Below are 22,779 nucleotides of genomic sequence, written 5' to 3'. Positions count from 1 at the left end.
GTTCGATTTCATCGAATGATTCATGGGAAATAAATCATTGGAGTCGAACGGACGATCCGCCTAACCTCGTGCCGTCTTCACGAATCTGAGAGCAGGCCAGGGCCATGACGGGTCGTTTCCCCATCGAGCGCATCGAGGCGCGCATCCTCGACATCCCCACCATCCGACCGCACAAGCTGTCATTCGGCGCGATCAGCCGCCAGAGCCCGGTCATCGTGCAGCTGTGGCTGGCCGGCGGCGCCTGCGGCTTCGGCGAGGCCGCCACCATCGGCGGTCCCTCGTGGAACGAGGAGTCGCCCGAGAGCATCCTGCACGCCATCCAGTCCCACCTCGCCCCGGCCCTGCTCGGGCAGGACGGCGCCGGCTTCGGCGCGGTGCTGGCCCGCATGGACCTCGCCTGCAAGGGGAACGCCTTCGCCAAGAGCGCGGTGGAGATGGCGCTCGTCGACGCCGTGGCCCGCAGCCTGGGCCTGCCGGCCTGGCAGCTGCTCGGGGGCAAGTGCCACCAGAGCCTGCCGCTGGCCTGGACCCTGGCCAGCGGTGACATCGGGCGCGACCTCGAGGAGGCCCACCTGCGCCTGGAGCAGCGCCGCCACCGCATCTTCAAGATGAAGATCGGCGCGCGCACGCCCGAGCAGGACGTGGCCCACGTGACCCAGATCGCCCGCGGCCTCGAGGGCCGGGCCACCCTGACCGTGGACGTGAACCAGGCCTGGGACGGCGCCACCGCGCGCCGCCACCTGCCGGCGCTGGTCGATGCCGGCGTGACCCTGATCGAGCAGCCGGTGGCGAAGTGGAACGTCGAGGCCCTGCGCACGCTGAGCGCCGCGCTGGGCGACCGCGCCTGCATCATGGCCGACGAGACCGTGTGCACCCCGCAGGACGCGATGGCCCTGGCCCGCGCCCAGGCCAGCCACGTGTTCTCGCTGAAGGTGGCCAAGCATGGCGGCCTGCTGCGCACCCGCGAGGTCGCGGCGGTGGCCCAGGCCGCCGACATCGGCTGGTACGGCGGCACCATGCTCGAGACCTCGGTGGGCAGTGCCGCTTCGGCCCACGTGTTCTCCACCCTCGGCCCGCAGCACCATGGCTGCGAGCTGTTCGGCCCGCAGCTGCTGGTGGACGACATCGTCACCGAGCGCATGGCGATCCGCGACTTCGAGCTGCAGCTGCCCGACGGCCCCGGCTTCGGCGTCGAGGTGGACCTGGCGCAGGTCGAGCGCTTCGACCGCGCCCGCGCGGGCCTCACGCCGGTCCATGTGGACCTCGGCGCGCTGGCCACGACCTGAGACACCCTGAGGAGAGAAGAAACCATGCTGTTCCTGGTCCGGATGGATGTGCGCATCCCCCATGACATGCCTGCGGCGAAGGCCGACGAGATCAAGGCGCTCGAGAAGGCGTATTCGCAGCAGCTGCAGCGCGCGGGCCGCTGGCGCCACCTGTGGCGCGTGGTCGGCGAGTACGCCAACTACAGCGTGTTCGACGCGCCCGACAACGCCACGCTGCACGAGATGCTCTCGAGCCTGCCGCTGTTCCCGTACATGGAGATCGAGGTGACGCCGCTGTGCCGCCATCCTTCCTCCATCCACGACGACGACCGCTGACCCCCCGACCGGAGACGACCACATGATCCGCAGACTCTGCGCAGCCCTGGCCGCCGGCCTGGCCTTCACCGTTCCCGCATCGGCCCAGGCCCCCGCCGCCGACTGGCCCGCCAAGCCCATTCGCTGGGTCGTGCCGTTCCCGCCCGGCGGCGCGATGGACGCCATCGCCCGCACCCTGGGCGAGAAAGCCGCCAAGACGCTGGGGCAGCCGGTCGTGATCGAGAACCGTGCCGGCGCCGGCGGCAACATCGGCGCCGAGTTCGTGGCCAAGGCCCCGGCCGACGGCTACACGATCATGATCACCTCGATCGGCATGGCGACCAACAAGGCGCTGTACGGCAGGCTGGGCTACGACCCGGTGAAGGACTTCGCCCCGGTCAGCCTGCTGGCCGTGGTGCCCAACGTGCTGGTGACCAATGCCACGCAGCCGAACGTCCGGAGCGTGGCCGATGTCGTCGCCGCCGCGCGCAAGGCGCCGGGTACGCTGACCTACGCCTCGGCCGGCAACGGCACCTCGATCCACCTGGCCGGCGAGATGTTCACCTCGATGACGCAGACCGAGATGCTGCATGTCCCGTACAGGGGCAGCGGCCCGGCGGTGGCCGACCTGCTCGGCGGCCAGGTGAACTACATGTTCGACAGCATCACTTCGGCGGGGCCGCACCTGCAGTCGGGCAAGCTGCGCGCGCTGGCGGTGACCACGGCCAGGCGCTCGCGCACGCTGCCGGGCGTGCCCACGATGGCCGAGGCCGGCGTGGCCGGCTATGACGTCTCGCCCTGGTTCGCGGTGTTCGCGCCAGCCGGCACGCCCCGCCCCGTCATCACCCGCCTGCATGCGGCGCTGACCGAGGCGATGAAGCAGCCCGACGTGGCGGCCCGCTTCGAGACCATCGGCGCCGAGCCGGTGGGCTCGACCCCCGAGGAACTGGCCGCCCACCTGGCCCGCGAGTCCGCGCGCTGGACCCAGCTGATTGCCCAGCGCGGCATCAAGCCCGACTGATTTCCACCCTCCCGCCAGCAAGTCCTGAAGAACAACATGAAGAAACTCCTCCAGTTCGCACTCCCCCTGGTCGCCGCGCTCGCGATGCAGCCGGCCCTCGCCCAGTCGTTCCCTGCCAAGCCGGTCACCATCGTCGTGCCCTACGCCCCCGGCGGCCCGGTGGACAACCTGGCGCGCGCGCTGGGCCTGCAGTTGCAGAAGGCCTGGGGCCAGCCGGTGGTGGTGTTGAACAAGACCGGCGCCAACGAGATCATCGGCGCCGAGTTCGTGGCCAAGAGCGCGCCCGACGGCTACACGCTGTTCGCGGCCACCGAGGCGGCGCTCACCATGAACCCGCACCTGTACCGCAAGCTGCCGTACGACGCGCAGAAGGACTTCACCCCGGTCACCCGCCTGATCAGCGTGCCCATGGTGTTTTTCGTGCCGCAGGCCTCCAAGGCCAACACGCTGAAGGACTTCGTGCAGCTGGCCCGCCAGTCCAAGGACAAGCCCCTGAGCTACGGCTCCTCGGGCGCGGGCGGCATCGTCCACCTGCCGCTGGCGATGTTCGCCAGGCAGGAGGGCCTGGAGATGGTCCACGTGCCGTACAAGGGCGCGGCGCCCCTGATCCCCGAGGTGATCTCCGGCCAGGTGGATGCGGCGGTGCTCGGCGTCTCGGTGATCGAGCAGCACGTGAAGTCCGGCAAGCTCAAGGCCCTGGCGATCTCCTCGCCCCAGCGCAGCGTGGCCCTGCCCGACGTGCCCACCTTCAAGGAGGCGGGCGTGAAGGAGATCGACGCGGTGTTCAACATCGGCCTGGTCGCGCCCGCTGGCACGCCCGCCGCGGTGGTGGAGAAGGTCGCCGCCGACGCGCGCCGCATCCTGCTCGCGCCGGAGTTCCGCAAGGCCAACATCGACGCCTACTCCTATGTCGCGGTGGGCTCGACGCCGGCGGAATTCGCCGCCTTCCTGGCCCGTGACTACAAGGTCCAGGGCGAGCGGGTGAAGACCTCGGGCGCCACGCTCGACTGAGCCCGGACGCCTCGCCGCGCGTCAGGAGGAGGCGGCCGACTTGCCATCGCCGCCGGAAGGCGGGGGCGGCGGCGCGGGAGTGGCGCCTGCCAGCAGCGGGGCGTAGTCCGCGGCCACCTGCCGCAGCAGTTCCCGCTCGGCCGGCGTCACCACGTCGGGCGGGGCCCGGCGGTGCAGGTCCTCGGCCCAGGCCAGCCGCCGCGCCATCTCCGGCACCTGCGGCGACAGCAGGTACGAGGGCGGTCCCGAGGCCGTGAGGTAGTAGCGGTACAGGGCATCCAGCTGGCTCCACAGGGACTCGCGCGGGCTCAGGGCCTGCGCCGCGCGGGGGACCGGCGGACCCTTGCCCTCGGCGGGAGCCGGGGACGGCGCCGGGTCGGCGGGCGCGCGGGCGATCGCGCCGATGACGATGTCCCGCGCCAGCAGGAAGGTCTTGGCGCCGATGGCGCGCCCGGCGTGCTGGAACAGCGCCAGCAGCATGTCGACGCGCAGCGCGTCATCTCCCCCGAAATCCGCCGTGTCCAGCAGGTCCACCTGCCGGTGCAGCGCGTCGCTGCCCGGCTGGACGAGATCGCCCCAGGCGAACTCGAGCAGCTCCATCTGGTCGGCCGGCGGCAGCTTCGTCGCACGCACGGCCGGCACCGGCGACGCCAGCAGCGCCAGGCCCTGGCCCAGCGGTGAGATGGCGCCGCCGAGGCCGCCAGGCAGGGCCCGCAGGTGAGCCGACCAGCTGCCGGGGCCCTGCCGGGCGTCATGCCAGGCGCGCAGCGCGGCGGCGATCGAGGCCCCCAGGGCGATGGCCCGGCCGGTCCCGCGCAGGGCCGGGCGGGTCAGCGCCCGCTGGAAGGCGGCCAGGGCGTCCTCCTCGCCCGGGTCCAGGGACAGGCCCAGGACGAAGCCGCCCAGCAGGCGCGCGGCATGGCTCAGGGGCGCCAGGTCGGCGATGCGGTCGACGACTTGGCTGAACAGCGGGGCCTCGCGGTCCAGCTCGTCCAGGCACTCGCCGAGGTGGCGGCCGGCCTCGATGCAGCGCGCGGTGGGCCACCGGGGCGCCCGGGTGAGCACCTCGTCGACCAGCGCCTCGGTCACCGCGGCCGGCCAGCTGGCCTGGCTCAGGCAGGTGCACAGGACCGTGAGCACGGTGCTGGCGCGCGTGTCGCCGGCCTGCTGCAGCGGCATCGGCTCGAGCAGGCCCATCAGCGCCCCGATGTGCGCCGGCTCGAGGCGCCGCAGGTGCACCGCCTGGCCGACCAGGCCCGAGACGGCCCGGCTGAACAGCCACTCGTGCCCCGGTCCGCCGGCCGACAGCACGCCGCGCAGCGCGGCGCGCCACAGGGCCGGGGAGAACCCGGTGTCGTGCCACAGGCCGTCGCAGGCGCCCGTCATCAGGTGGAAGGCGGCGCCGGCATCGGTGGTGACGGCCCACTGCGCGAGCCCGCGGAAGAAGGCCTCGATGCGCGCGGCGCCGTCCGCGCCCTGGGCCATCTCGTGGAGGTGGAATTCGGCGCCGACGTGGACGTGCATCGCCGGGTCGATTTCGGGCACCTGCCGCACCAGCGCGAGGTAGGCGGCGCCGCGCTGGGCGTGGTCCTGGGTGCGGGCGAGGGCGCGCGACATGGCCTGCAGCAGTGCCGCCCGCGCGGTGCTCGGGCCGGCCGCGCCGGCCGCCAGGGCGCGGGCGGCGATCACGGCCAGCGGTACGGGCGGCCCGTCGGGCCAGGCCGCGGGGTCGGTCAGCGCGGCCACGCAGGCGTCGGCCAGCGGCTGCTCCGGCAGGCCCTTGCCGGCGAGGTGCTCGACGAGGGTGTCCAGCAGCGCGTCCCGGTGCGCCGCGGACAGGCCCGGGCCGCCCAGTTCGCGGACCATCGCCAGCATCGCGCTCAGGAAGGTCTCGGCCGGCAGGCGCTCGCGCGCGGCCATCAGGGTGCTGGCCATCGTCCGCAGCGCCGGCACGCCGAGGGCCGGGCCGTCCAGCAGCTTGACCAGGGTGCCGGCCAGCGCGCCGATGTTGATCCCCGGTGACCGGGCCAGGGCATCGACCACCCGCGTGGCCAGCCCTTCGACGAGGCGCGTGTCCAGCGGCCGCTTGAGCGTGGGGCACAGCCGGTGCAGCTCGGCATCGCAGGTGATGAGGATCCGGCCGCACTGCTTGCGGGCCTCCTGCTCGGCGAGGGCCCTGGCCACCTCCTGGAGCACGGGGGCGGGGATGGCGGGCGACGAGGTCGTGGTCGTCGACGACGAGGCGCCGTCGGTCCCGTGGCGCGCCTGGCGCTGGCGCACCGGCAGGCCGCCCGCCGCCTCGCACGGACGCAGGGCGGCGTAGCCGCCGGCGTGCTTGGCGTCCCGCTGCGGCGGGTCCTGCTCGCCGGCGCCGGGGTGCGGCGGCGTGTCCAGCCGGGAGGCAGGCCGATGGACGGCAGGGGAGGGGCGGGTTGGGCCGGCGGCGGGTTTCATCGGGGCTCCTTCGAACGAAGCCCGCTACGTAACGCCCGCCACGGGCACCGTCCGGGCCGTCAACCGCCCAGTTGCAACCGGCTGGCGTAGCCCGTCATCTCCAGGTAGCCGCGGCCGATGGCGCGGCCGTTCGCGTCGAGCAGCTCCGACAGCCCCTCCCAGTAGATCGCGCCGGTGGAGGCCCGGCTGTCCAGCTCCTGCTCGTCGAGCAGGGCGCGTACGCGGAAGGCGCCGGCCGGCGTCTCCAGCGCCCACTCCACCGGGTAGCGCGCGCCGGAGAGCGGGCTGGTCCAGTGCCGCACCGGCGTGAAGCGGGTGCGGCCGGCCTCGAAGGCGCGGGCCTCGCGGCCCGGGGCGCGGAAGGAGCCGCCGTCCCACAGCGCGCTGCCGTCGGCGCGGCGCAGGCGGAAGGCGGTGAGGGCGCTGCCGTCGTCCAGGTTCATGCCGATCCAGTCCCAGCCCTCGGCCTGCGGGTGCAGGATCTCCTCGCTCCACTCGTGGTCCAGCCAGGCCCGGCCCTCCACCGCGTAGGCCTCGCCGTCCAGCCGCAGCGAGCCGGCCGCGCGCAGCTGGGGCTGGCTGTAGTAGTAGCTCGCCTGGCGTTCTTCCGGCCCCTTGCGCGAGAGGCCGGCCCGCCCCTGCAGCAGCAGCGGCTGCGTCGGCGTGAAGCGCAGGTCGATGGCGAAGCCGGCGGCGGGCAGCCGCGCGGCGTAGCTGCCGTCGGCGGCGCGCGCCAGCGACCAGTCCCGCAGCTTCAGGCGGGTGTCGTCCTCGGCGGCCTGGGCGATGCCGAAGCCGGCGCGGGCGATGCGCTGGTCGTGCAGCAGGCGGCGGCCCTGCAGGTCGGTGACCGCGGCATGGGCGAACACCAGCTGCTTCGCGGCGAAGGCGGAGGACAGCGGCTGCGCGGCGTCGACGCGGGTGCGGAAGAAGGTCACCTGGAAGCCGAAGACCCGCTGGCGCGAGGCGGCCTGGCCGGTGATGTACCACCACTCGGTGCGCAGCCCGGGGTGGGCGCCGTGGTCCCGCGGGAACACCAGCGCGCGCGCGGGCAGGGCCGGGACGGGCAGGGGCAGGCCGGCGGCGGCCAGCAGGGCGAGCAGGGCGCGGCGGCGCATCACCAGTCCTCCTTCACCGCCAGCACCGCGTCGCGCCCGGCGGCGGCGCGGCCGGCCAGCCAGGCGGTGAGCGTGCCGGCGGCGACCACCGCCACGCACAGCGCGAGCAGGCGGGCCCAGGGTATGAACAGGTCCATGGTCCAGTGGAAGCTTTGCGGGTTGACCACGTGCACCAGCACCACCGCCACCGCCAGCCCGAGGGCCAGGCCGGCGGCCGCGCCGATCGCGGTCCAGGCCGCGCCCTCGCCGGCCACCACCGCCAGCACCTGCCGGCGCGTGAGGCCCAGGTGCTGCAGCAGGCCGAACTCCTTGCGCCGCGCCAGCACCTGCGCGCTGAAGCTCGCGGCCACGCCGAACAGGCCGATGCCGATGGCCACCGCCTGCAGCCAGTAGGTCACGGCGAAGCTGCGGTCGAAGATGCGCAGCGAGGTGGCGCGGATGTCCTGCGAGGTGACGAAGTCCAGCAGCGCGCCGGGCGTGCCGCGGCGTTCGGCCAGCGCGCGCAGGCCGGCCTGCACCTCGGCCGGTCGGGCGCCGGGCGCGAGCCACAGCAGCAGGTCGTTCACGCCGGTGTCGCCGGTCAGGCGCTGGTAGTCGTCGCGGTCCACCACCAGGGCGCCGCCCTGGCGCGCGTAGTCGCGCCAGAGGCCGGCGACGAAGAAGGCGGGGCGGCCGTCGAAGGCCTGGGACAGGCGCGGGAAGTCCTGCCCCGGCCGCGCGCCGTGCAGGTCGGCGACCGCCTCGCTGACGTAGACGCCGATGCGCCCCGGCGGCACCGGCCGGGCCTCCCCCAGCAGCGGCAGCGTGCGGCCGCCCTCGCCGAGCGGGCGCACCAGCAGGGCCACCGCGGGCAGGGCCGGGTCGAGCAGCAGGGTGCGCAGGCGCTGGGTCGAGAGGCGGGCCACGCCGGGCGCCTGCGCGGCGTCGCGCACGAAGGCCGGGTCGAGGAAGGCGCCTTCGCCGGCGGCGGCGCCGTCGGCGGTGCGCAGGTACAGGTCGGCCGGCAGCACCTGGTCCAGCCAGCGCGAGACCGAGTCGCGGAAGCTCGCCACCATCACCGTCAGGGCCACCGCCAGGCTCAGGGCGGCGACCACGCCGCTCACCGCCACCGCGGCGCTCTCGCGCACGCGCCGGGCCCGCTCCACCGCCAGCAGCGGCAGCAGCCGGTGCGCCAGGCGCGGCGCGAGCGCGTCGTAGGCCAGGCCCACTGCCCCGGGCAGGGCGGTGATGCCGCCCACCAGCAGCAGCGCCACCGAGAAGTAGGCCGCCAGCGGCATGCCGGCGACGGGGGGCAGCAGGGCGAGCGCGCCGCCCAGGGCCAGCAGCGCTAGGCTGGCGAGGTGGCACCGGCCCCCCGCGGCGGCCTGGCCCAGGCCCTTGAGCGACTGCGCCAGGGGCAGGCGCTCGGCCTGCCGCGCGGGCAGCCAGCCGCCGACGGCGGCCGCGGCCACGCCGAGCAGGCCGTAGACCGCCGCCGCCGCCGTGCTCCATTGCAGCTGCGGGGCGACGCCGGCGAAGTAGCCGCCGCCCAGGTCGCCGCCCAGCACGCGCAGGGCCAGCCAGGCCAGGGCGGTGCCCAGGGCCAGGCCGGCGAGGCTGCCGGTCACGCCCAGGGCCATGGATTCGGCCAGCACCAGCCGCAGGCGCTGGCGCGCGGTGAGCCCCAGCACCCCGAGCAGCGCGAGCTGCTGGGTGCGCCGGGCCACGCTCAGGGACAGCACCGAGAACACCAGGAAGGCCCCGGTGAACAGCGCCACCAGGGCCAGCACGGTGAGGTTGACGCGGTAGGCGCGCGAGAGGTTGCCCACGCGCTCGGCGGCGTCGCCGGGCTCGGCCGCCGCCACGCCGGCGGGCAGGGCGAGGTCGCGCAGGAAGGCGTCGCGGGCGGTGCCGGGGGCCAGGCGCAGGTCGATGCGCGTGAGCTGGCCGGCGCGCCCGAACAGGTCCTGCGCGGCGCCGAGGTCCATCACCGCCAGGGGGGCGCCGCCCGCGGCCACGGTGCCGGCCACGCGCAGGTCCACCAGGCGCAGGCCCACCTGAAGCTGCACGCGCTCGCCGGGCAGCATCTGGCGCGCCGCGGCATTGAGGAAGACGGTGGCGGGCGCGAACAGCGCGAAGCGGTCCGCGCCGGGCGCGGGCACCGGCATCAGGGCCGGGGCGATGGTGGGCAGCACCAGGGCGTCCACGCCCAGCACGCGCAGCGGCCGGCGCGGGCCGGGCGACGGCGCGGGGGACGATGCCGGCGGGGCCTCCGCGGCGGGTGCTGCGGGTGCGGCAGGCGCTGCAGGCGCTGCAGGCGTGGCAGGCGTGGCAGGCGTGGCAGGCGTGGCAGGCGTGGCAGGCGTGGCAGGCGTGGCAGGCGTGGCAGGCGTGGCAGGCGTGGCCGCCAGCGTCGCCAGCTCCAGCACCGGGCTGGCCAGCGTGACCTGCGGGTGCGCCGCGACCCGCGCGTAGAGGGCTTCGTCGAAGCCGCCCTGCGCCGCGCGCAGCTCGAGGTCGGGCTGCCCGTTCACCGAGCGCACCGCGCTGGAGAACTCGCTCAGGGCCGACGCGTTGATCAGGTGCACCGCGAAGGCCAGGGCCACGCCCAGCATCACGGCCACGGCGGCGGCGGCGCTGCGCCAGGGGTGGTGGCGCAGTTCCTGCCAGGAGTAGGTGCGGAGCAGGGCGAGCATCGCCCCCGATTGTGGCCGGGCCGGCCGGGGCCGCGGGCTGAGGGCTCAGGCCGTCGTGGCCTCGGCCTCCTCCCGCTCGGCGAGCAGGGCCTCCTTGCGCTGCGCGATCTCCTCGCGCAGGGCGACGAGGTCCAGCTTGCGGGCGGCGCGGGCCCGGGTGAAGAGGTCCGAGCGCTCCTCCTTCACATGGTGCTCCACGTACTCGCCCAGCACCTTCACGCGGGCGTCGAAGGCATCGTCGGCGGTGTCCATGGCCTGCAGCTGCCCGATCAGGTCGCGCATCGTCTGGTGCTCCACCTCGGCCTCGTCGAGCAGTGCGCCCTCGCGGATCACCGCTCGCAGCCGGGGGTAGAAGATCTCCTCCTCGACCTGCGCATGCACCACCAGCTCGCGGCACACCTGGCGGGCCAGCCCGAGCCGGCGCTGCGCCGCGCCGCGGGCGCGCGAGCCGGCCAGTTCCTCGTATTCCTTGAACAGCTTCCTGACCGCGCGGTGGTCGGCGTCGAGCAGGTCGCAGGCATCCTTGGCGGTGCTGCTTCGGGTGGGCATGCGCATCTCCCTCGATGACGGCCCGCCACCCTAGCCCGCGCCGTGCCGCCCGGCGTCAGGCCGCGCCGGGCGATGCTGTCGGACAGGCCCTCAGGCGAAGCCCGCGGGCGTGAGGTGCAGGACGCGGTCCGCCCGCTGGGCCGCGCCTTCGGAGTGCGTGACCAGCACCAGCGCCGCGTCGTGCTCGCGGGTCTGGGCCACCAGCAGGTCCATGATCCGCCCGGCGGTGGCCGGGTCGAGGTTGCCGGTGGGCTCGTCCGCCAGCAGCAGGTCGGGCCGGTGCACCAGGGCCCGCGCGATGGCCACGCGCTGCAGCTGGCCCCCACTGAGCTGCTGCGGCAGCCGCCCGCCCAGGCCCGCCAGGCCCACGGCCTCGAGCATGGCCTGCACGCGCGGCGCGTGGGTGGCCGGCGGCTCGCCGAGCAGCATCAGGGGCAGGGCGATGTTCTGCGCCACATCGAGGTGGGGCAGCACGTGGAACGCCTGGAAGACGAAGCCGACATGCCGCCGCCGCAGCAGCGCGCCGCGCTCCTCGCCGGCGCGGCCGAGGTCGTGGCCGCACAGGGTGACCGTGCCGGCCTCGCCATGGTCCAGGCCGGCCAGGCAATTGAGCAGGGTGGACTTGCCCACGCCCGACTCGCCGACGATGGCGACGAACTCGCCGCGCTGCACCCGCAGTGACACCCCGGAGAACACCACCGACTCGCCGTAGCGGCGCGCCAGCCCCTCGACCTGCAGCACCGGCGCCGTCATGCCGGCAGCCCCCCGGCCAGGCGCAGGACCTCGTCCAGCGCGCCCGGCGCGTCGCAGGCGACCACGCGCCGCTGCGGCATGCCGCGCAGCCACGTGAGCTGGCGCTTGGCCAGCTGGCGGGTGGCGGCGATGCCGCGCTCGCGCAGCACGGACAGCGGCACGGGCCGCCCCGCGTCCTGCGCGTCCAGCCACTCCCAGGCCTGGCGGTAGCCGACGCAGCGCAGGGCGGGCAGGTCCGGCTGCAGGTCGCCGCGCGCGCGCAGGGCGCGCACCTCGTCGAGGAAGCCCGCCTCCAGCATCTGGTCGAAGCGCAGGGCGATGCGCTGGTGCAGCCAGGCGCGGTCGGCCGGCTCCAGCGAGATGAACAGCGCCGGCGCGAGGCCGCCCCGGGGCGCCTCGCCGGCATGCCAGTCGGACAGGGGCCGGCCCGAGACCTCGAACACCTCCAGCGCCCGCTGGATGCGCTGCGCATCGTTCGGCGCGAGGCGCCGGGCGGTGGCCGGGTCGACCTGCGCCAGCCGCGCGTGCAGCGCCGGCCAGCCCTCGCGCGCGGCCTGCGCGTCGAGCGCGGCGCGCACCTGCGGGTCGGCCGCGGGCATGGCGGACAGGCCCTCGAACAGGGCCTTGAAGTACAGCATCGTGCCGCCGGCCAGCACCGGCAGCGCGCCACGCGCGTGGATCTCGCCGATGAGGCGGCCCGCGTCGGCGGCGAACTCGGCGGCGCTGTAGGCCTGCGCCGGGTCGCGGATGTCGACCAGGTGGTGCGGCGCCTGCGCCAGTTCATCGGGCGCGGGCTTGGCGGTGCCGATGTCCATGCCCCGGTACACCAGCGCCGAGTCGACGCTCACGATCTCGACGGGGCGGATGCGCGCGATCGCCAGGGCCGCCGCCGACTTGCCCGAGGCGGTGGGGCCGGCCAGGGCGACGAAGGGCGGCGCCGCGCCGGGTGCAGCGCCGGGCAGCGGGCCGGGCGTGGCGGCGGGCACCGGGCCGCGGGCGGGCGTGTCAGGCATGGCGCGCCTCGCCGTGGCGCTGCATCCCCGTCCAGGCGACGGCGGCGACCACCGCGGTCCAGAACCACAGGGTGTTCGTGAGGGCGAAGACCGTGCCGTCCAGGTGCGCGCCGATCCAGCCGCCGGTGACGAAGGCGGCGCAGGTCATGAGGAAGCCGTTGAGGGCCGAGGCCGCGCCGGCGGACTGCGGGAAGGGCGCGACCGAGCCGCTCTGGCCGCAGGGCTGGTTGATGCCGTGCGACAGGGCGATCAGCCAGAACGGCCCGAGGATCGCCCACAGGCCTTGCACGCCCGCGAGCGCCAGCACGCCGATGGCCGTGCCGCCGGTGAGCGCCAGGGCCCCGCCGATGGCCACCGTGCGCCGCAGCCCGAGGCGCGCGAGCAGCCGCCGGCACAGGAAGGTGCCGGCGATGTAGAGGCTGGACATGCTGAACATGCACAGGCCGAACTGCAGCCGCGACAGGCCCAGCACCTTCATCAGCACGAAGGGCGAGGCGGCGAGGAACGTCAGCAGGGCGGCGAAGGTGGCGGTCGAGAGGGCCGCGTTGGCCTGGAAGCCCCGGTGCCGCAGGATCGCGCCCCAGCTGCGCGCGATGGCCGCGGGGTGCAGCGGCGCGCGGCTCGCGGGGCCCAGGGTCTCCTCGAAGCGCCAGGCGACCACCGCCAGGATCAGGGCGCCGAAGGCCGAGACCAGGCCCAGCAGCGCGCGCCAGCCCGCCAGGTCCACCAGCAGGCCGCCCACCGGCCCGGTGAGGCAGGCGATGGCGCCCAGGCCGGTCATGGCCTTGGACATCATGTGCGCGCCCTCCACCGGCTGGAACACGTCGCGCACCATGGCGCGCGCCACCATCACGCCGGCGCCCAGCGCCGCGCCCTGGAGGATGCGCCAGCCCACCAGGGCCTGCATCGAGCCGGCCAGGGCGCAGCCGGCCGAGGCCAGGGTGAAGAGGGACAGGCCCGCCAGCAGGATCGGGCGGCGGCCGAAGCGGTCGGACAGCGGGCCCCAGGCGAGCTGCGAGAGGCCGAAGGCCAGCAGCATGCCGGTGAGCGTGAGCTGGGCCTGGGCCACGCCGGCGCCGAAGGCCTCGGTCAGGCTCGGCAGGGCGGGCAGGTACAGGTCGGTGGCGATGGCCTGGGAGCCCAGGAGCATGGACACCAGCATCACCACCAGGTGCGGCGTCATGGCGTGGGTCTCGCCGATGGCGGCGCGGGAGGGGGCGGGCATCCGGTCGAGGGTAGCAGAAGGCCCGGCGGCGCCCTTGCGCCGGGTCAACGCAGGCTGAACAGCTCGCCCAGCGCCTCGCGGTACTGCGCCAGGCCCACGGCCATGGTGCTGTGGTGGGAGCCGCCCTCGACCAGCACGAAGCGCTTGCGGCCCGGGGCGGCCTCGTACAGGCGGCGGCCCAGGTCGGCGGGGATCAGGCGGTCCTCGCTGCCATGCACCACCAGCAGCGGCGAGCCGATGCGCGAGACCTTGGCCGCCGACTCGAAGCGCTGCGTGATCAGCGGCCCCACCGGCAGCCAGCCCCAGCGGAAGCTGGCCACCACGTCGGGGATGGAGGTGAAGGTGCCCTCGACGATGGTGCCGGCCTCGTCGTCCACCCGGGCGGCGAGGTCGATGGCGATGGCCCCGCCCAGCGAGTGGCCGAAGATGTAGCGCGGGCGGCCCGGGTGCTGGCGGGCCAGCCAGTCCCACGCGGCGCGGGCGTCCTCGTAGGCGGTGTCCTCGGAGGGCAGGGCGGCGGTGCTGCGGCCGAAGCCGCGGTAATCGATGGCCAGCACCGCGAAGCCCAGGGACTGCAGCCGGCGGATGCGGGCGGCGGAGCCCACCACGTTCCAGCGGGCGCCATGCAGGTACAGCAGCACCGGGCGGCCCTCGCGCGGCGCGTCGGCCTCCAGCCAGAGGGCGTGCAGGCGCGGCGGCGCGGCGGCCGCACCGGCCGCCGGGTCCGCGCCGGGCAGGTCGATCCAGACATCCTGCAGGCCCTCGGCCAGGTGGGCGGTGCCGGGCCAGGCGCGGTCGGACGGCTGGAAGATCCATTCGCGCTGGCGCTCGTCGAGCGTCGCGCAGCCGAAGGACAGGACGCCGGCCAGCAGGGGCGCGGCGAGCAGGAGCCAGCGTTTCATGATCAGGAGCTGATCGCCGCCGCGGCCGGAAGTTCAGCGACCGCGCAGGAACAGGGCATCCAGCTCGCGCATCGAGAGCTGGCGCCAGGTGGGGCGGCCGTGGTTGCACTGGTCGGAGCGTTCGGTCTGCTCCATCTGGCGCAGCAGGGCGTTCATCTCCTCCAGGGTGAGGCGGCGGCTGGCGCGCACCGCGCCGTGGCAGGCCATGGTGGCCAGGATCTCGTTGCGGGCGCGCTGGACCACGGTGGTGGCGTCGTGCTGCGACAGTTCGGCCAGCACGCTGCGCGCGAGTTCCACCGCGTCGCCTTGGGCCAGGCTGGTGGGCACGGCGCGCACGGCCAGGGTCTTCGCGGACATCGGCGTGACCTCCAGGCCGAGGGTGTGCAGCGTGTCGGCGCTGGCCTCCGCGGTGGCCACCTCCTGCGCGGTGGCGGCGAAGGTGGCGGGAATCAGCAGGGGCTGGCTGGCCAGGGCGCGGCCCTCGCCGTCGCCGAGCTGGGACTTGAGCTTCTCGTAGACGATGCGCTCGTGCGCCGCGTGCATGTCGACCACGACCAGCCCCTGGCGGTTCTCCGCCAGGATGTAGACGCCATGCAGCTGCGCGATCGCCCGGCCCAGGGGCCAGTCGCCCTCGGGCAGGGGCGCGGCGGGGGCGAAGGCGGCGGGCGCCTCGGCGGCGAAGGCCGTGGAGGGTGCCTCGCGCGGGGCCGCGGAGGGCTGCCACAGCAGGCCCAGGTCGGAGACGGGCTGGCCCACCGGGTCGGGGCGGCGCTCGAAGGCCATGGAGGGCTGCGACCAGCGCGGGGGCTCGGGCTGGGCGCGGGCGCCGGAGGACGGCGCGCCGGCGGCGTCATCCAGCGGAGCCTGCGCTGCGGCCTGCGCCGTCTGCGCCATCTGCGCGGCCAGCGCCGCGCGCGGCGCCGCCAGGGCGGCGTCGACCGCATGGCGCACGACCTGGTGCACGGCGCGGCCGTCACGGAAGCGGACCTCGATCTTGGTGGGGTGGACGTTCACGTCCACCTGCTGCGGGTCGATGGCCAGCGAGAGCACGTAGACCGGCTGGCGCTGGCCGTGCAGCACGTCCTCGTAGGCGCTGCGCACCGCGTGGGCCAGCACCTTGTCGCGGACGTAGCGGCCGTTGACGTAGGCGAACTGGTGGTCGGCGCGCGAGCGCGCGGCGTCGGGGACGCCGGCACGGCCGGTGACGCGCAGCGGGCCGGCCTGCCAGGCCACGGCCACGCTCTCGGTGAGGAAGTCGCGGCCCAGGACATCGGCCATGCGCTGGTCCGCCGAGTCGGCGGCGCGCCACTGCTCGACCAGCTTGCCCTCGTGCCAGATGGCGAAGCCCACCTCGGGCCGCGCCAGCGCGTGGCGGCGCACGGCCTCGATGCAGTGGGCCAGCTCGGTGGCGTCGGTCTTGAGGAACTTGCGGCGCGCCGGGGTGGAGAAGAACAGCTCCTTGACTTCCACCGTGGTGCCGGTGGCGCGGGCCGCGGGACGCAGCTCGCCGCTGCGGGCGTCCAGCAGGAAGGCCGTGGCCTCGCCCTCGGTGCGCGAGAGCAGGCTCATCTCCGAGACCGAGGCGATGGCGGCCAGCGCCTCGCCGCGAAAGCCCATGGTGCCCACCGCCTCGAGGTCGGCCAGCGAGCCGATCTTGCTGGTGGCGTGGCGCTTGAGGGCCACCGCCAGCTCGCCGCGCGGGATGCCGCAGCCGTCGTCCTCCACGCTGACCAGCCGCACGCCGCCGCCCGCCAGGCGCACGGTGACCTGGGTGGCGCCGGCGTCCAGCGCGTTGTCCACGAGCTCGCGCACCACCGAGGCCGGGCGCTCGACGACCTCGCCGGCGGCGATCTGCGAGATCAGCTCGTCGGGCAGTTCACGGATGGGGCGGCGTTGGGTGGGGGAGAGCACGGCGTTCACCGGGGAATTCTAGGGTGTGCCGTCGCAGGGCCCGCCGGGCGATCCGAGGGCCCGCCCCCAGGTGGGCGGCGATAATCGCCGCCGATGGAATACGCCGCCTTCCTGATCGACTTCATCCTGCACGTGGACCGCTACCTGGAGGCCTTCGTGAGGGACTACGGCGCCTGGGTCTACGCCCTCCTGTTCCTCATCGTCTTCGTCGAGACCGGGCTGGTGGTGATGCCCTTCCTGCCCGGCGACTCGCTGCTGTTCGTGACCGGCGCGCTGTGCGGGCTGGGCTTCATGGACCTGTCCCTGGCCATGGCGGTGCTGCTGGTGGCCGCCATCCTGGGCGACCAGTGCAACTACGCGATCGGCCGCTACCTCGGGCCCAAGGTGTTCCAGTGGGAGCAGTCCCGGTTCTTCAACCGGCAGGCCTTCCTGCAGGCCCACGCGTTCTACGAGAAGTGGGGCGGCATCACCATCGTGATCGCGCGCTTCCTGCCCTTCATCCGCACCTTCGCGCCCTTCGTGGCGGGGGTGGCGGAGATGAGCCGCTCCAAGTTCACCGCCTACAACGTGGCCGGGGCGGTGGTCTGGGTGGTGGGCCTGTGCACGGCGGGCTACTTCCTCGGGGGGCTGCCCTGGGTCAAGGCGAACCTGGACAAGATCATCTGGGCCATGATCTTCATCCCCGGCCTGATCGCGCTGGCCGGGGCCTGGCGGGCGCGCCGGGCGCACCGCGACGGCGCGTCGGCCTGAGCGGCCTCAGACGGTGCGGGTGCGCGCCAGCGGCGGGTTCGCCGCGAAGTAGCGAAGGATGCCCTTCATGAGCGCATCGGCCAGCTGCTCCTGGTAGGCCTCGCTGCGCAGGCGCTGCTCCTCCTGCGGGTTGGAGATGAAGGCCGTCTCCACCAGCACGCTGGGGATGTCCGGCGCCTTGAGCACCGCGAAGCCCGCCTGCTCCACGCGCGGCTTGTGCAGCCGGCCGACCTGGCCGATCTCGCCGAGCATGGCGCCGCCCAGGCGCAGGCTGTCGTTGATCTGCGCGGTGGTGCTCATGTCCAGCAGCACGCGGGCCACGTGGGCGTCCTGCGTCTTCACGTTGACCCCGCCGATCAGGTCGGCCTGGTTCTCCTTGTTCGCCAGCCAGCGCGCCGCGGTGCTCGAGGCCCCGCTCTCGCTCAGGGCGAACACGCTGGCGCCGCGGGCGGTGGGGGTGATGAAGGCGTCGGCGTGGATGCTCACGAACAGGTCGGCCTGCACGCGCCGCGCCTTCTGCACGCGCACGTGCAGCGGCACGAAGAAGTCGGCGTCGCGGGTGAGGAAGGCGCGCATCGGGTTGCCGTTGATGGTCGTGGCGTTGATGCGGTCATGCAGGCGCTGGGCCACGCTGAGGACCACGTCCTTCTCGCGGGTGCCGGCGGGTCCGATGGCGCCCGGGTCCTCGCCGCCGTGGCCCGGGTCCAGGGCGACGATGATCAGGCGGTCGGTCTTGGCCGCCACCGCGGGGGCCGCGGCGCGGGCCGGGGCGGCCGCGGCCGGCGCGCTGGCCCCGGCGCGCTGGCCCCGGCTGGCGATCAGCTCGCCCAGCGGGTCGGGCGCCGGGGCGGAGGCGGCCGCCATCGCGGGCGCCACCTCGCGCAGGCGCTCGGCGATCAGTTGCTCCAGCGGGTCCACCGGCCGGGTGGGGTAGAGGTCCAGCACCAGCCGGTGGGCGTAGGCCGCCACCGGCGGCAGGTTGAACACCTGGGGCAGGGCGGCCTGCTTCAGGTCGATGACCAGCCGCACCACGCCGGGCGCGAACTGGCCCGCGCGGATGCCGGCGATGTAGGGGTCGTCGGGCTTGACCTTGGCCACCAGCTCGCGCAGCTGCGGGTTCAGCTCGATGCCCTCGATGTCCACCGCCAGCCGCGGCGGGCTGGGCACCTGGGTCAGGCGGGTGGCCAGCGGCGCGTCGGACTCGATGGTGACGCGGGTGTAGTCGGGCGCCGGCCACAGCCGCACGGCCAGGATGCCGGCGCCGCGCGCGATCTGGTGGGCGCCGAGCAGCAGGACCAGCGAGCCGGCCTGGAGCAGGTCGCGGCGGCTCACCGTCATGGCGCGAGCAGCTCCTGCCCGGTGGCGGTGCCCGCGGTCACGGCGACCGTGCGGGTGTCGTCGGGCTGCGCGGTGATGTCGATGACCAGGTCCGGCGGGGGCAGCACCTCGCCGGCCTTGTCCGGCCACTCGGCGATCTTCAGGCCGGGGCTGGCGAAGACGTCGCGAAAGCCCGCGTCCTCCCACTCGCGCGGGTCGTCGAAGCGGTAGAAGTCGAAGTGCCAGATCGACAGGCCCGGCGCCTCGTGCGGCTCGACCACCGCGTAGGTGGGGCTCTTGATGCGGCCCTGCACGCCCAGCGCTCGCAGCAGGTGGCGCACGAAGGTGGTCTTGCCGGCGCCCAGGTCGCCGCGCAGCTCGATGAAGGCCTGGCGGATGGCGGGGCGCGCGGCCAGCCGGCGGGCGAAGGCCAGCGTGTCCTCCTCGCTGGCCCAGCGCAGGGCGAGGGGGCTTCCTACAATCGGCGCGTGACGTTCGGCAGCAGTCAGTGGGAGGGTCCTTCGCTCGTATCGGAGATCGGGCAGTGGGCCCGCGAGCTCGGATTTTCCCAAATCGGCGTGGCCGGTATCGATCTTTCCTCGGCGGAACCCGGGCTTTTGGCGTGGTTGTCGCGCGGCTTCCACGGCGAGATGGGCTACATGGCCGCCCACGGCCTGCGCCGCGCCCGTCCCGCCGAACTGGTGCCGGGCACGGTGAGCGTGCTCACCGCGCGCATGGACTACCTGCCGCGCGCCACGCCCGAGGGCTGGCAGGCGATCGAGTTCGAGCGCCTGCGCCGCCCGGGCGAGGGCATCGTCTCCCTCTACGCCCGCGGGCGGGACTACCACAAGGTGCTGCGCGCGCGCCTGCAGAAGCTGGCCGAGCGCATCGCGCAGCGGGTCGGCCCGCTGGGCCACCGCGTGTTCACCGACTCCGCGCCGGTGCTGGAGGCCGAGCTGGCCACGCGCAGCGGCCTGGGCTGGCGCGGCAAGCACACGCTGGTGCTGCACCGCGAGGCCGGCTCGATGTTCTTCCTGGGCGAGATCTACCTGGACATCGCCCTGCCCGAGTCGCCGGCCGCCTCCGCGCACTGCGGCAGCTGCCGCGCCTGCATGGACATCTGCCCGACGCAGGCCATCGTGGCCGAGGGCGTGGTGGACGCGCGCCGTTGCATCTCTTACCTGACCATCGAGCATGCGGGCCCGGTGCCGCACGAGCTGCGCGCGGCGATCGGCAACCGCATCTACGGCTGCGACGACTGCCAGCTCGCCTGCCCCTGGAACAAGTTCGCGGTGCGCAGCGCGCTGCCGGACTTCGACGCGCGCGAGGGCCTGGCCGGCCAGGGCCTGGCGGCGCTGCTCGGGTGGAGCGAGGCCGCGTTCCTGCGCCGCACCGAGGGCAGCCCGATCCGCCGCATCGGCCACGCGCGCTGGATCCGCAACGCGGCCCTGGCCGCGGGCAACGCCCTGCGCCAGGCCGACGACCCGGCGCTGCGCGCCGCGCTGGCCGCGCATGCCGACCACCCCGACGCGGTGGTGCGCGAGCAGGTGGCGTGGGCGCTGGCGCAGGTGCCGCCGCCGGCCTCAGCGGCCTAGCATCGGCAGCACGCCCAGCGCGAACGGCAGGCTCGCCGCCGCCAGCAGCGTGGACAGCGTGACCAGGGCCGCCACGTAGGGCCCGTTGTAGCCCATCTTCGCGGCCAGCACGTAGCAGCTGGAGGCGGTGGACAGGGCCGAGAACATCAGCAGCACCGCGGTCTGGTTGGCATCCAGCCTGAAGGCGCGCGCGATCAGCAGCGCCAGCACCGGCAGCACGAAGTGCCGGATGCCCAGGATGCTCGCGGCCAGCACCTTGCCGCGGGCCAGCGAGCCGAACTGCATGCCGGCGCCCGCGGCCATCAGGCCCAGGGCCAGCGAGGCGGCGCCGATGCGGGTGACCGCCGGCTCGATCCAGGCCGGGAGGGTGAACCCCAGCAGGTTCGCCGCCAGACCCGAGCCGGTGCCGACGATCAGCGGGTTGCGCAGCAGGGCGCCGCCGAAGTGCGCGCCCGAGCGCCGCGCCATCGGCCACACCGCGCCGATGTTGAACATGGGCACGCAGATGCCGATCAGGACCGCGATCGACAGCAGCCCTTTCGGCCCGGCGACGCGCTCGGCCAGCGCCAGGGCGATGAAGGAGTTGAAGCGGAAGGCCACCTGCGCGGCGCCCGCATGGTCGTGCCGGTCGATGTGGCGGCCGATCACCGGCACCCACGGCAGCACGTAGGCCAGGGCGATCCCGGCCAGCCCCAGCGTCACGCCCGCGCCGATCAGGCTGGAGGCCGCGCCCAGGTCCAGCGGGCTGCGCACGATGGACTGGAACAGGAGGACGGGAAAGAGAAAGTAGTAGACCAGCGCCTCGGCCTGTTGCCAGACGGTGCGATCGAGCGCGGTGTAGCGGCACACCAGCCAGCCGCACAGGATCAGGGAGAAATCGGGAAACAGCAGCTGGAAGAAATTCACCCTGCGAGGATATCAAGCACCCCGCTCCGGAAGGATTAACATGCTCGTTGATCCGTCGTTCAACGACATCCCGTTCTGCAAGAAGGAGAGAGAGTTCATGCAACGCCGTCACGTCCTGGCCCTGTCCGCCGCCTCGCTGGCCCTGTCCGCCGGTTCCGCCCTCGCGCAGGCCTACCCGACCAAGCCCGTCAAGCTGGTGGTGCCCTTCGCCCCTGGCGGCACCACCGACATCGTGGCGCGCACCATCGCCGACCCCCTGGGCAAGGCCCTGGGCCAGAGCGTGGTGGTGGAGAACAAGGCGGGCGGCGGCGGCGTGATCGGCGCCACCGAGACGGCCCGCTCCGCGCCCGACGGCTACTCCCTCGGCGTGGCCACCGTGTCCACCACCGCGGCCAACCCGGCGATCAACCCGAAGATCCCGTACAACCCGCTGACCGACTTCACGCCCATCATCAACATCGCGGCCACGCCCAACGTGATCGCGGTGCACCCCACCTTCCCGGGCAAGGACCACAAGGCCTTCCTCGCCGAGCTGAAGAAGAACCCGGGCAAGTACTCGTACTCCTCCTCCGGCACCGGCGGCATCGGCCACCTGCAGATGGAGCTGTACAAGAGCCTGACCGGCGCCTTCGTCACCCACATCCCGTACCGCGGCGCGGGCCCGGCCCTGAACGACACCGTGGCCGGCCAGGTGCCGATCATCTTCGACAACCTGCCCTCGGCGCTGCCCTTCATCAAGGAAGGCCGCCTCATCGCCATCGCGGTGGCCGCGCCCCAGCGCGTGGCGGCCATGCCCAACGTGCCCACCTTCAAGGAGCTGGGCCTGGAGCCGGTGAACCGCATGGCGTACTACGGCATCCTCGGTCCCAAGGGCCTGCCCAAGGACGTGGTCGACAAGGTCCACGCCGGCACCGTGAAGGCCCTGCAGGACCCGGCGGTGCGCAAGCGCATCGAGGACACCGGCTCGCTGGTCGTCGCCAACTCGCCCGCCGAATTCACGCAGCAGATCAAGGCCGAATTCGAGGTGTACAAGAAGGTCGTCGACACCGCGAAGCTGAAGCTGGATTGAGCGCGGCGCCGAGCGTGGACGCTCCCGCGGGCGCCACGCCCGACCCGGCCATCGACCAGTTCGTCGACGCCCTCTGGCTGGAGGAGGGCCTGTCGCGGAACACGCTGGCGGCGTACCGGCGCGACCTCACCCTGTACGACCGCTGGCTGCGCGGGCGCGGCCAGGCCCTGCTGGCCTGCGGCAAGGCCGACCTCGACGCCTACTTCTCGGCCCGCCACGCGACCACCAAGGCCACCTCCGCCAACCGCCGCCTCGCGGTGCTGCGCCGGTTCTTCCGCTGGGCCCTGCGCGAGCGCCTGGTGGCCGCCGACCCCACCCTGCAGCTGGAGAACGCCAAGCGCCTGGCGCGGGTGCCGCGCACCCTCACCCAGGCCCAGGTGGAGGCCCTGCTGGCCGCGCCCGACACCGACACGCCCCTGGGCCTGCGCGATCGCGCGATGCTGGAGCTGATGTACGCCAGCGGCCTGCGCGTGAGCGAGCTGGTCACGCTGAAGGTGCTGGACGTCAGCCTGGGCGAGCAGGTGGTGCGCGTCCTGGGCAAGGGCGCGAAGGTGCGGCTGGTGCCCTTCGGCGAGGTGGCGCATGACTGGCTGGTGCGGTACCTCGACCAGGCGCGCGGCGAGATCCTCGCCGGCCAGGCCACCGACGACCTGTTCGTCACCGCGCGCGGCGCGGGCATGACCCGGGCGATGTTCTGGGTCCTCGTGAAGAAGCACGCCCAGGCGGCCGGCATCACCGCGCCGCTGTCGCCGCACACCCTGCGGCATGCCTTCGCCACCCACCTGCTCAATCACGGGGTCGACCTGCGCGCAGTGCAGATGCTGCTGGGGCACGCGGACATCTCCACCACCACCCTCTACACCCACGTGGCGCGCGAGCGGCTCAAGCAGCTGCACGCCCGGCACCACCCGCGCGGCTGACGGCCGCCGC

General features: G+C 74.2%; 20 protein-coding genes. 8 read left to right on the top strand and 12 right to left on the bottom strand.

Features of this window, described 5'->3' with window-relative positions; genetic code table 11:
- The first annotated feature begins 104 nt into the window (after positions 1-104).
- The 4 genes from ACT80S_RS02070 to ACT80S_RS02055 are packed head-to-tail and all read left to right on the top strand — an operon-like array spanning position 105 to position 3,612.
- On the top strand, positions 105-1,286 hold the full coding sequence (locus ACT80S_RS02070; RefSeq protein WP_377411970.1) for a muconate cycloisomerase family protein: 1,182 nt from the start codon (positions 105-107) through the stop codon (positions 1,284-1,286).
- Positions 1,287-1,310: 24 nt separating this feature from the next.
- Entirely contained in the window at positions 1,311-1,601 is a 291-nt protein-coding gene (gene catC / locus ACT80S_RS02065) for a muconolactone Delta-isomerase (protein ID WP_377411968.1), read from the top strand.
- A gap of 22 nt (positions 1,602-1,623) precedes the next feature.
- Positions 1,624-2,601: a tripartite tricarboxylate transporter substrate binding protein gene (locus ACT80S_RS02060; protein WP_377411966.1), complete on the top strand. Its 978-nt coding sequence runs from the start codon at positions 1,624-1,626 to the stop codon at positions 2,599-2,601.
- Positions 2,602-2,637: 36 nt separating this feature from the next.
- Complete coding sequence (locus tag ACT80S_RS02055) at positions 2,638-3,612, top strand: Bug family tripartite tricarboxylate transporter substrate binding protein (protein ID WP_377411964.1); 975 nt, start codon at positions 2,638-2,640, stop codon at positions 3,610-3,612.
- Between the two features lie 21 nt (positions 3,613-3,633).
- Here ACT80S_RS02055 and ACT80S_RS02050 read toward each other — a convergent pair whose 3' ends face one another.
- The 9 genes from ACT80S_RS02050 to mutL all read right to left on the bottom strand — a co-directional run bounded on the left by ACT80S_RS02050 (position 3,634) and on the right by mutL (position 16,221).
- Positions 3,634-6,066, bottom strand: coding sequence for a hypothetical protein (locus ACT80S_RS02050; protein WP_377411962.1), 2,433 nt, complete (start codon positions 6,064-6,066; stop codon positions 3,634-3,636).
- Between the two features lie 59 nt (positions 6,067-6,125).
- Positions 6,126-7,184, bottom strand: a complete 1,059-nt coding sequence (locus tag ACT80S_RS02045) for a lipocalin-like domain-containing protein (RefSeq protein ID WP_377411960.1) — start codon at positions 7,182-7,184, stop codon at positions 6,126-6,128.
- A complete protein-coding gene (locus ACT80S_RS02040; RefSeq protein ID WP_377411958.1) occupies positions 7,184-9,859 on the bottom strand; it encodes an ABC transporter permease in 2,676 nt (891 codons plus the stop codon). Before ACT80S_RS02040 ends, ACT80S_RS02045 begins: the two co-directional genes overlap by 1 nt.
- A 45-nt stretch (positions 9,860-9,904) precedes the next feature.
- The gene (locus ACT80S_RS02035; protein WP_377411956.1) at positions 9,905-10,408 is read right to left on the bottom strand and encodes a hemerythrin domain-containing protein; all 504 of its coding nucleotides are present in this window, start codon (positions 10,406-10,408) and stop codon (positions 9,905-9,907) included.
- Between the two features lie 90 nt (positions 10,409-10,498).
- Positions 10,499-11,161 (bottom strand): ABC transporter ATP-binding protein, encoded by a 663-nt coding sequence (locus tag ACT80S_RS02030; protein WP_377411955.1) that lies wholly within the window; start codon positions 11,159-11,161, stop codon positions 10,499-10,501.
- Positions 11,158-12,174 (bottom strand): tRNA (adenosine(37)-N6)-dimethylallyltransferase MiaA, encoded by a 1,017-nt coding sequence (gene miaA / locus ACT80S_RS02025; protein WP_377411953.1) that lies wholly within the window; start codon positions 12,172-12,174, stop codon positions 11,158-11,160. The genes ACT80S_RS02030 and miaA overlap by 4 nt, the downstream gene beginning before the upstream one ends.
- Positions 12,167-13,399, bottom strand: coding sequence for a multidrug effflux MFS transporter (locus ACT80S_RS02020; RefSeq protein WP_377411950.1), 1,233 nt, complete (start codon positions 13,397-13,399; stop codon positions 12,167-12,169). Before ACT80S_RS02020 ends, miaA begins: the two co-directional genes overlap by 8 nt.
- Positions 13,400-13,443: 44 nt before the next feature.
- Positions 13,444-14,301: an alpha/beta hydrolase gene (locus ACT80S_RS02015; protein WP_377411948.1), complete on the bottom strand. Its 858-nt coding sequence runs from the start codon at positions 14,299-14,301 to the stop codon at positions 13,444-13,446.
- A 33-nt stretch (positions 14,302-14,334) separates the two neighbouring features.
- Positions 14,335-16,221, bottom strand: coding sequence for a DNA mismatch repair endonuclease MutL (gene mutL, locus ACT80S_RS02010; protein ID WP_377411946.1), 1,887 nt, complete (start codon positions 16,219-16,221; stop codon positions 14,335-14,337).
- 84 nt (positions 16,222-16,305) lie between these two features.
- Between mutL and ACT80S_RS02005 the strand changes: the two genes are divergently transcribed.
- Positions 16,306-16,962, top strand: coding sequence for a DedA family protein (locus ACT80S_RS02005; protein ID WP_377411944.1), 657 nt, complete (start codon positions 16,306-16,308; stop codon positions 16,960-16,962).
- Between the two features lie 6 nt (positions 16,963-16,968).
- Here ACT80S_RS02005 and ACT80S_RS02000 read toward each other — a convergent pair whose 3' ends face one another.
- Together ACT80S_RS02000 and tsaE are read right to left on the bottom strand one after the other, a co-directional pair.
- Positions 16,969-18,300, bottom strand: a complete 1,332-nt coding sequence (locus ACT80S_RS02000) for an N-acetylmuramoyl-L-alanine amidase (protein WP_377411942.1) — start codon at positions 18,298-18,300, stop codon at positions 16,969-16,971.
- Positions 18,297-18,788 carry a tRNA (adenosine(37)-N6)-threonylcarbamoyltransferase complex ATPase subunit type 1 TsaE gene (tsaE, locus tag ACT80S_RS01995; RefSeq protein WP_377412620.1) on the bottom strand — a complete coding sequence of 164 codons (492 nt, stop codon included), beginning with the start codon at positions 18,786-18,788 and terminating at the stop codon, positions 18,297-18,299. The genes ACT80S_RS02000 and tsaE overlap by 4 nt, the downstream gene beginning before the upstream one ends.
- A 27-nt stretch (positions 18,789-18,815) precedes the next feature.
- On the opposite strand from tsaE, the gene queG reads away from it, so the two are divergent.
- On the top strand, positions 18,816-19,874 hold the full coding sequence (queG, locus tag ACT80S_RS01990) for a tRNA epoxyqueuosine(34) reductase QueG (protein WP_377412618.1): 1,059 nt from the start codon (positions 18,816-18,818) through the stop codon (positions 19,872-19,874).
- Here queG and ACT80S_RS01985 read toward each other — a convergent pair.
- Positions 19,863-20,780, bottom strand: coding sequence for an AEC family transporter (locus ACT80S_RS01985; protein ID WP_377411940.1), 918 nt, complete (start codon positions 20,778-20,780; stop codon positions 19,863-19,865). The genes queG and ACT80S_RS01985 overlap by 12 nt on opposite strands.
- Positions 20,781-20,877: 97 nt before the next feature.
- Between ACT80S_RS01985 and ACT80S_RS01980 the strand changes: the two genes are divergently transcribed.
- Together ACT80S_RS01980 and xerD are read left to right on the top strand one after the other, a co-directional pair.
- On the top strand, positions 20,878-21,849 hold the full coding sequence (locus tag ACT80S_RS01980) for a tripartite tricarboxylate transporter substrate binding protein BugE (protein WP_377411937.1): 972 nt from the start codon (positions 20,878-20,880) through the stop codon (positions 21,847-21,849).
- Between the two features lie 14 nt (positions 21,850-21,863).
- A complete protein-coding gene (xerD, locus tag ACT80S_RS01975; protein ID WP_377411935.1) occupies positions 21,864-22,769 on the top strand; it encodes a site-specific tyrosine recombinase XerD in 906 nt (301 codons plus the stop codon).
- Positions 22,770-22,779 lie beyond the last annotated feature (10 nt).

The organism is Ramlibacter sp. MAHUQ-53 (genome assembly GCF_052600055.1).
The sequence above is the reverse complement of the archived record's forward strand: the minus strand, read 5'-3'. Positions and strand labels throughout refer to the sequence as shown.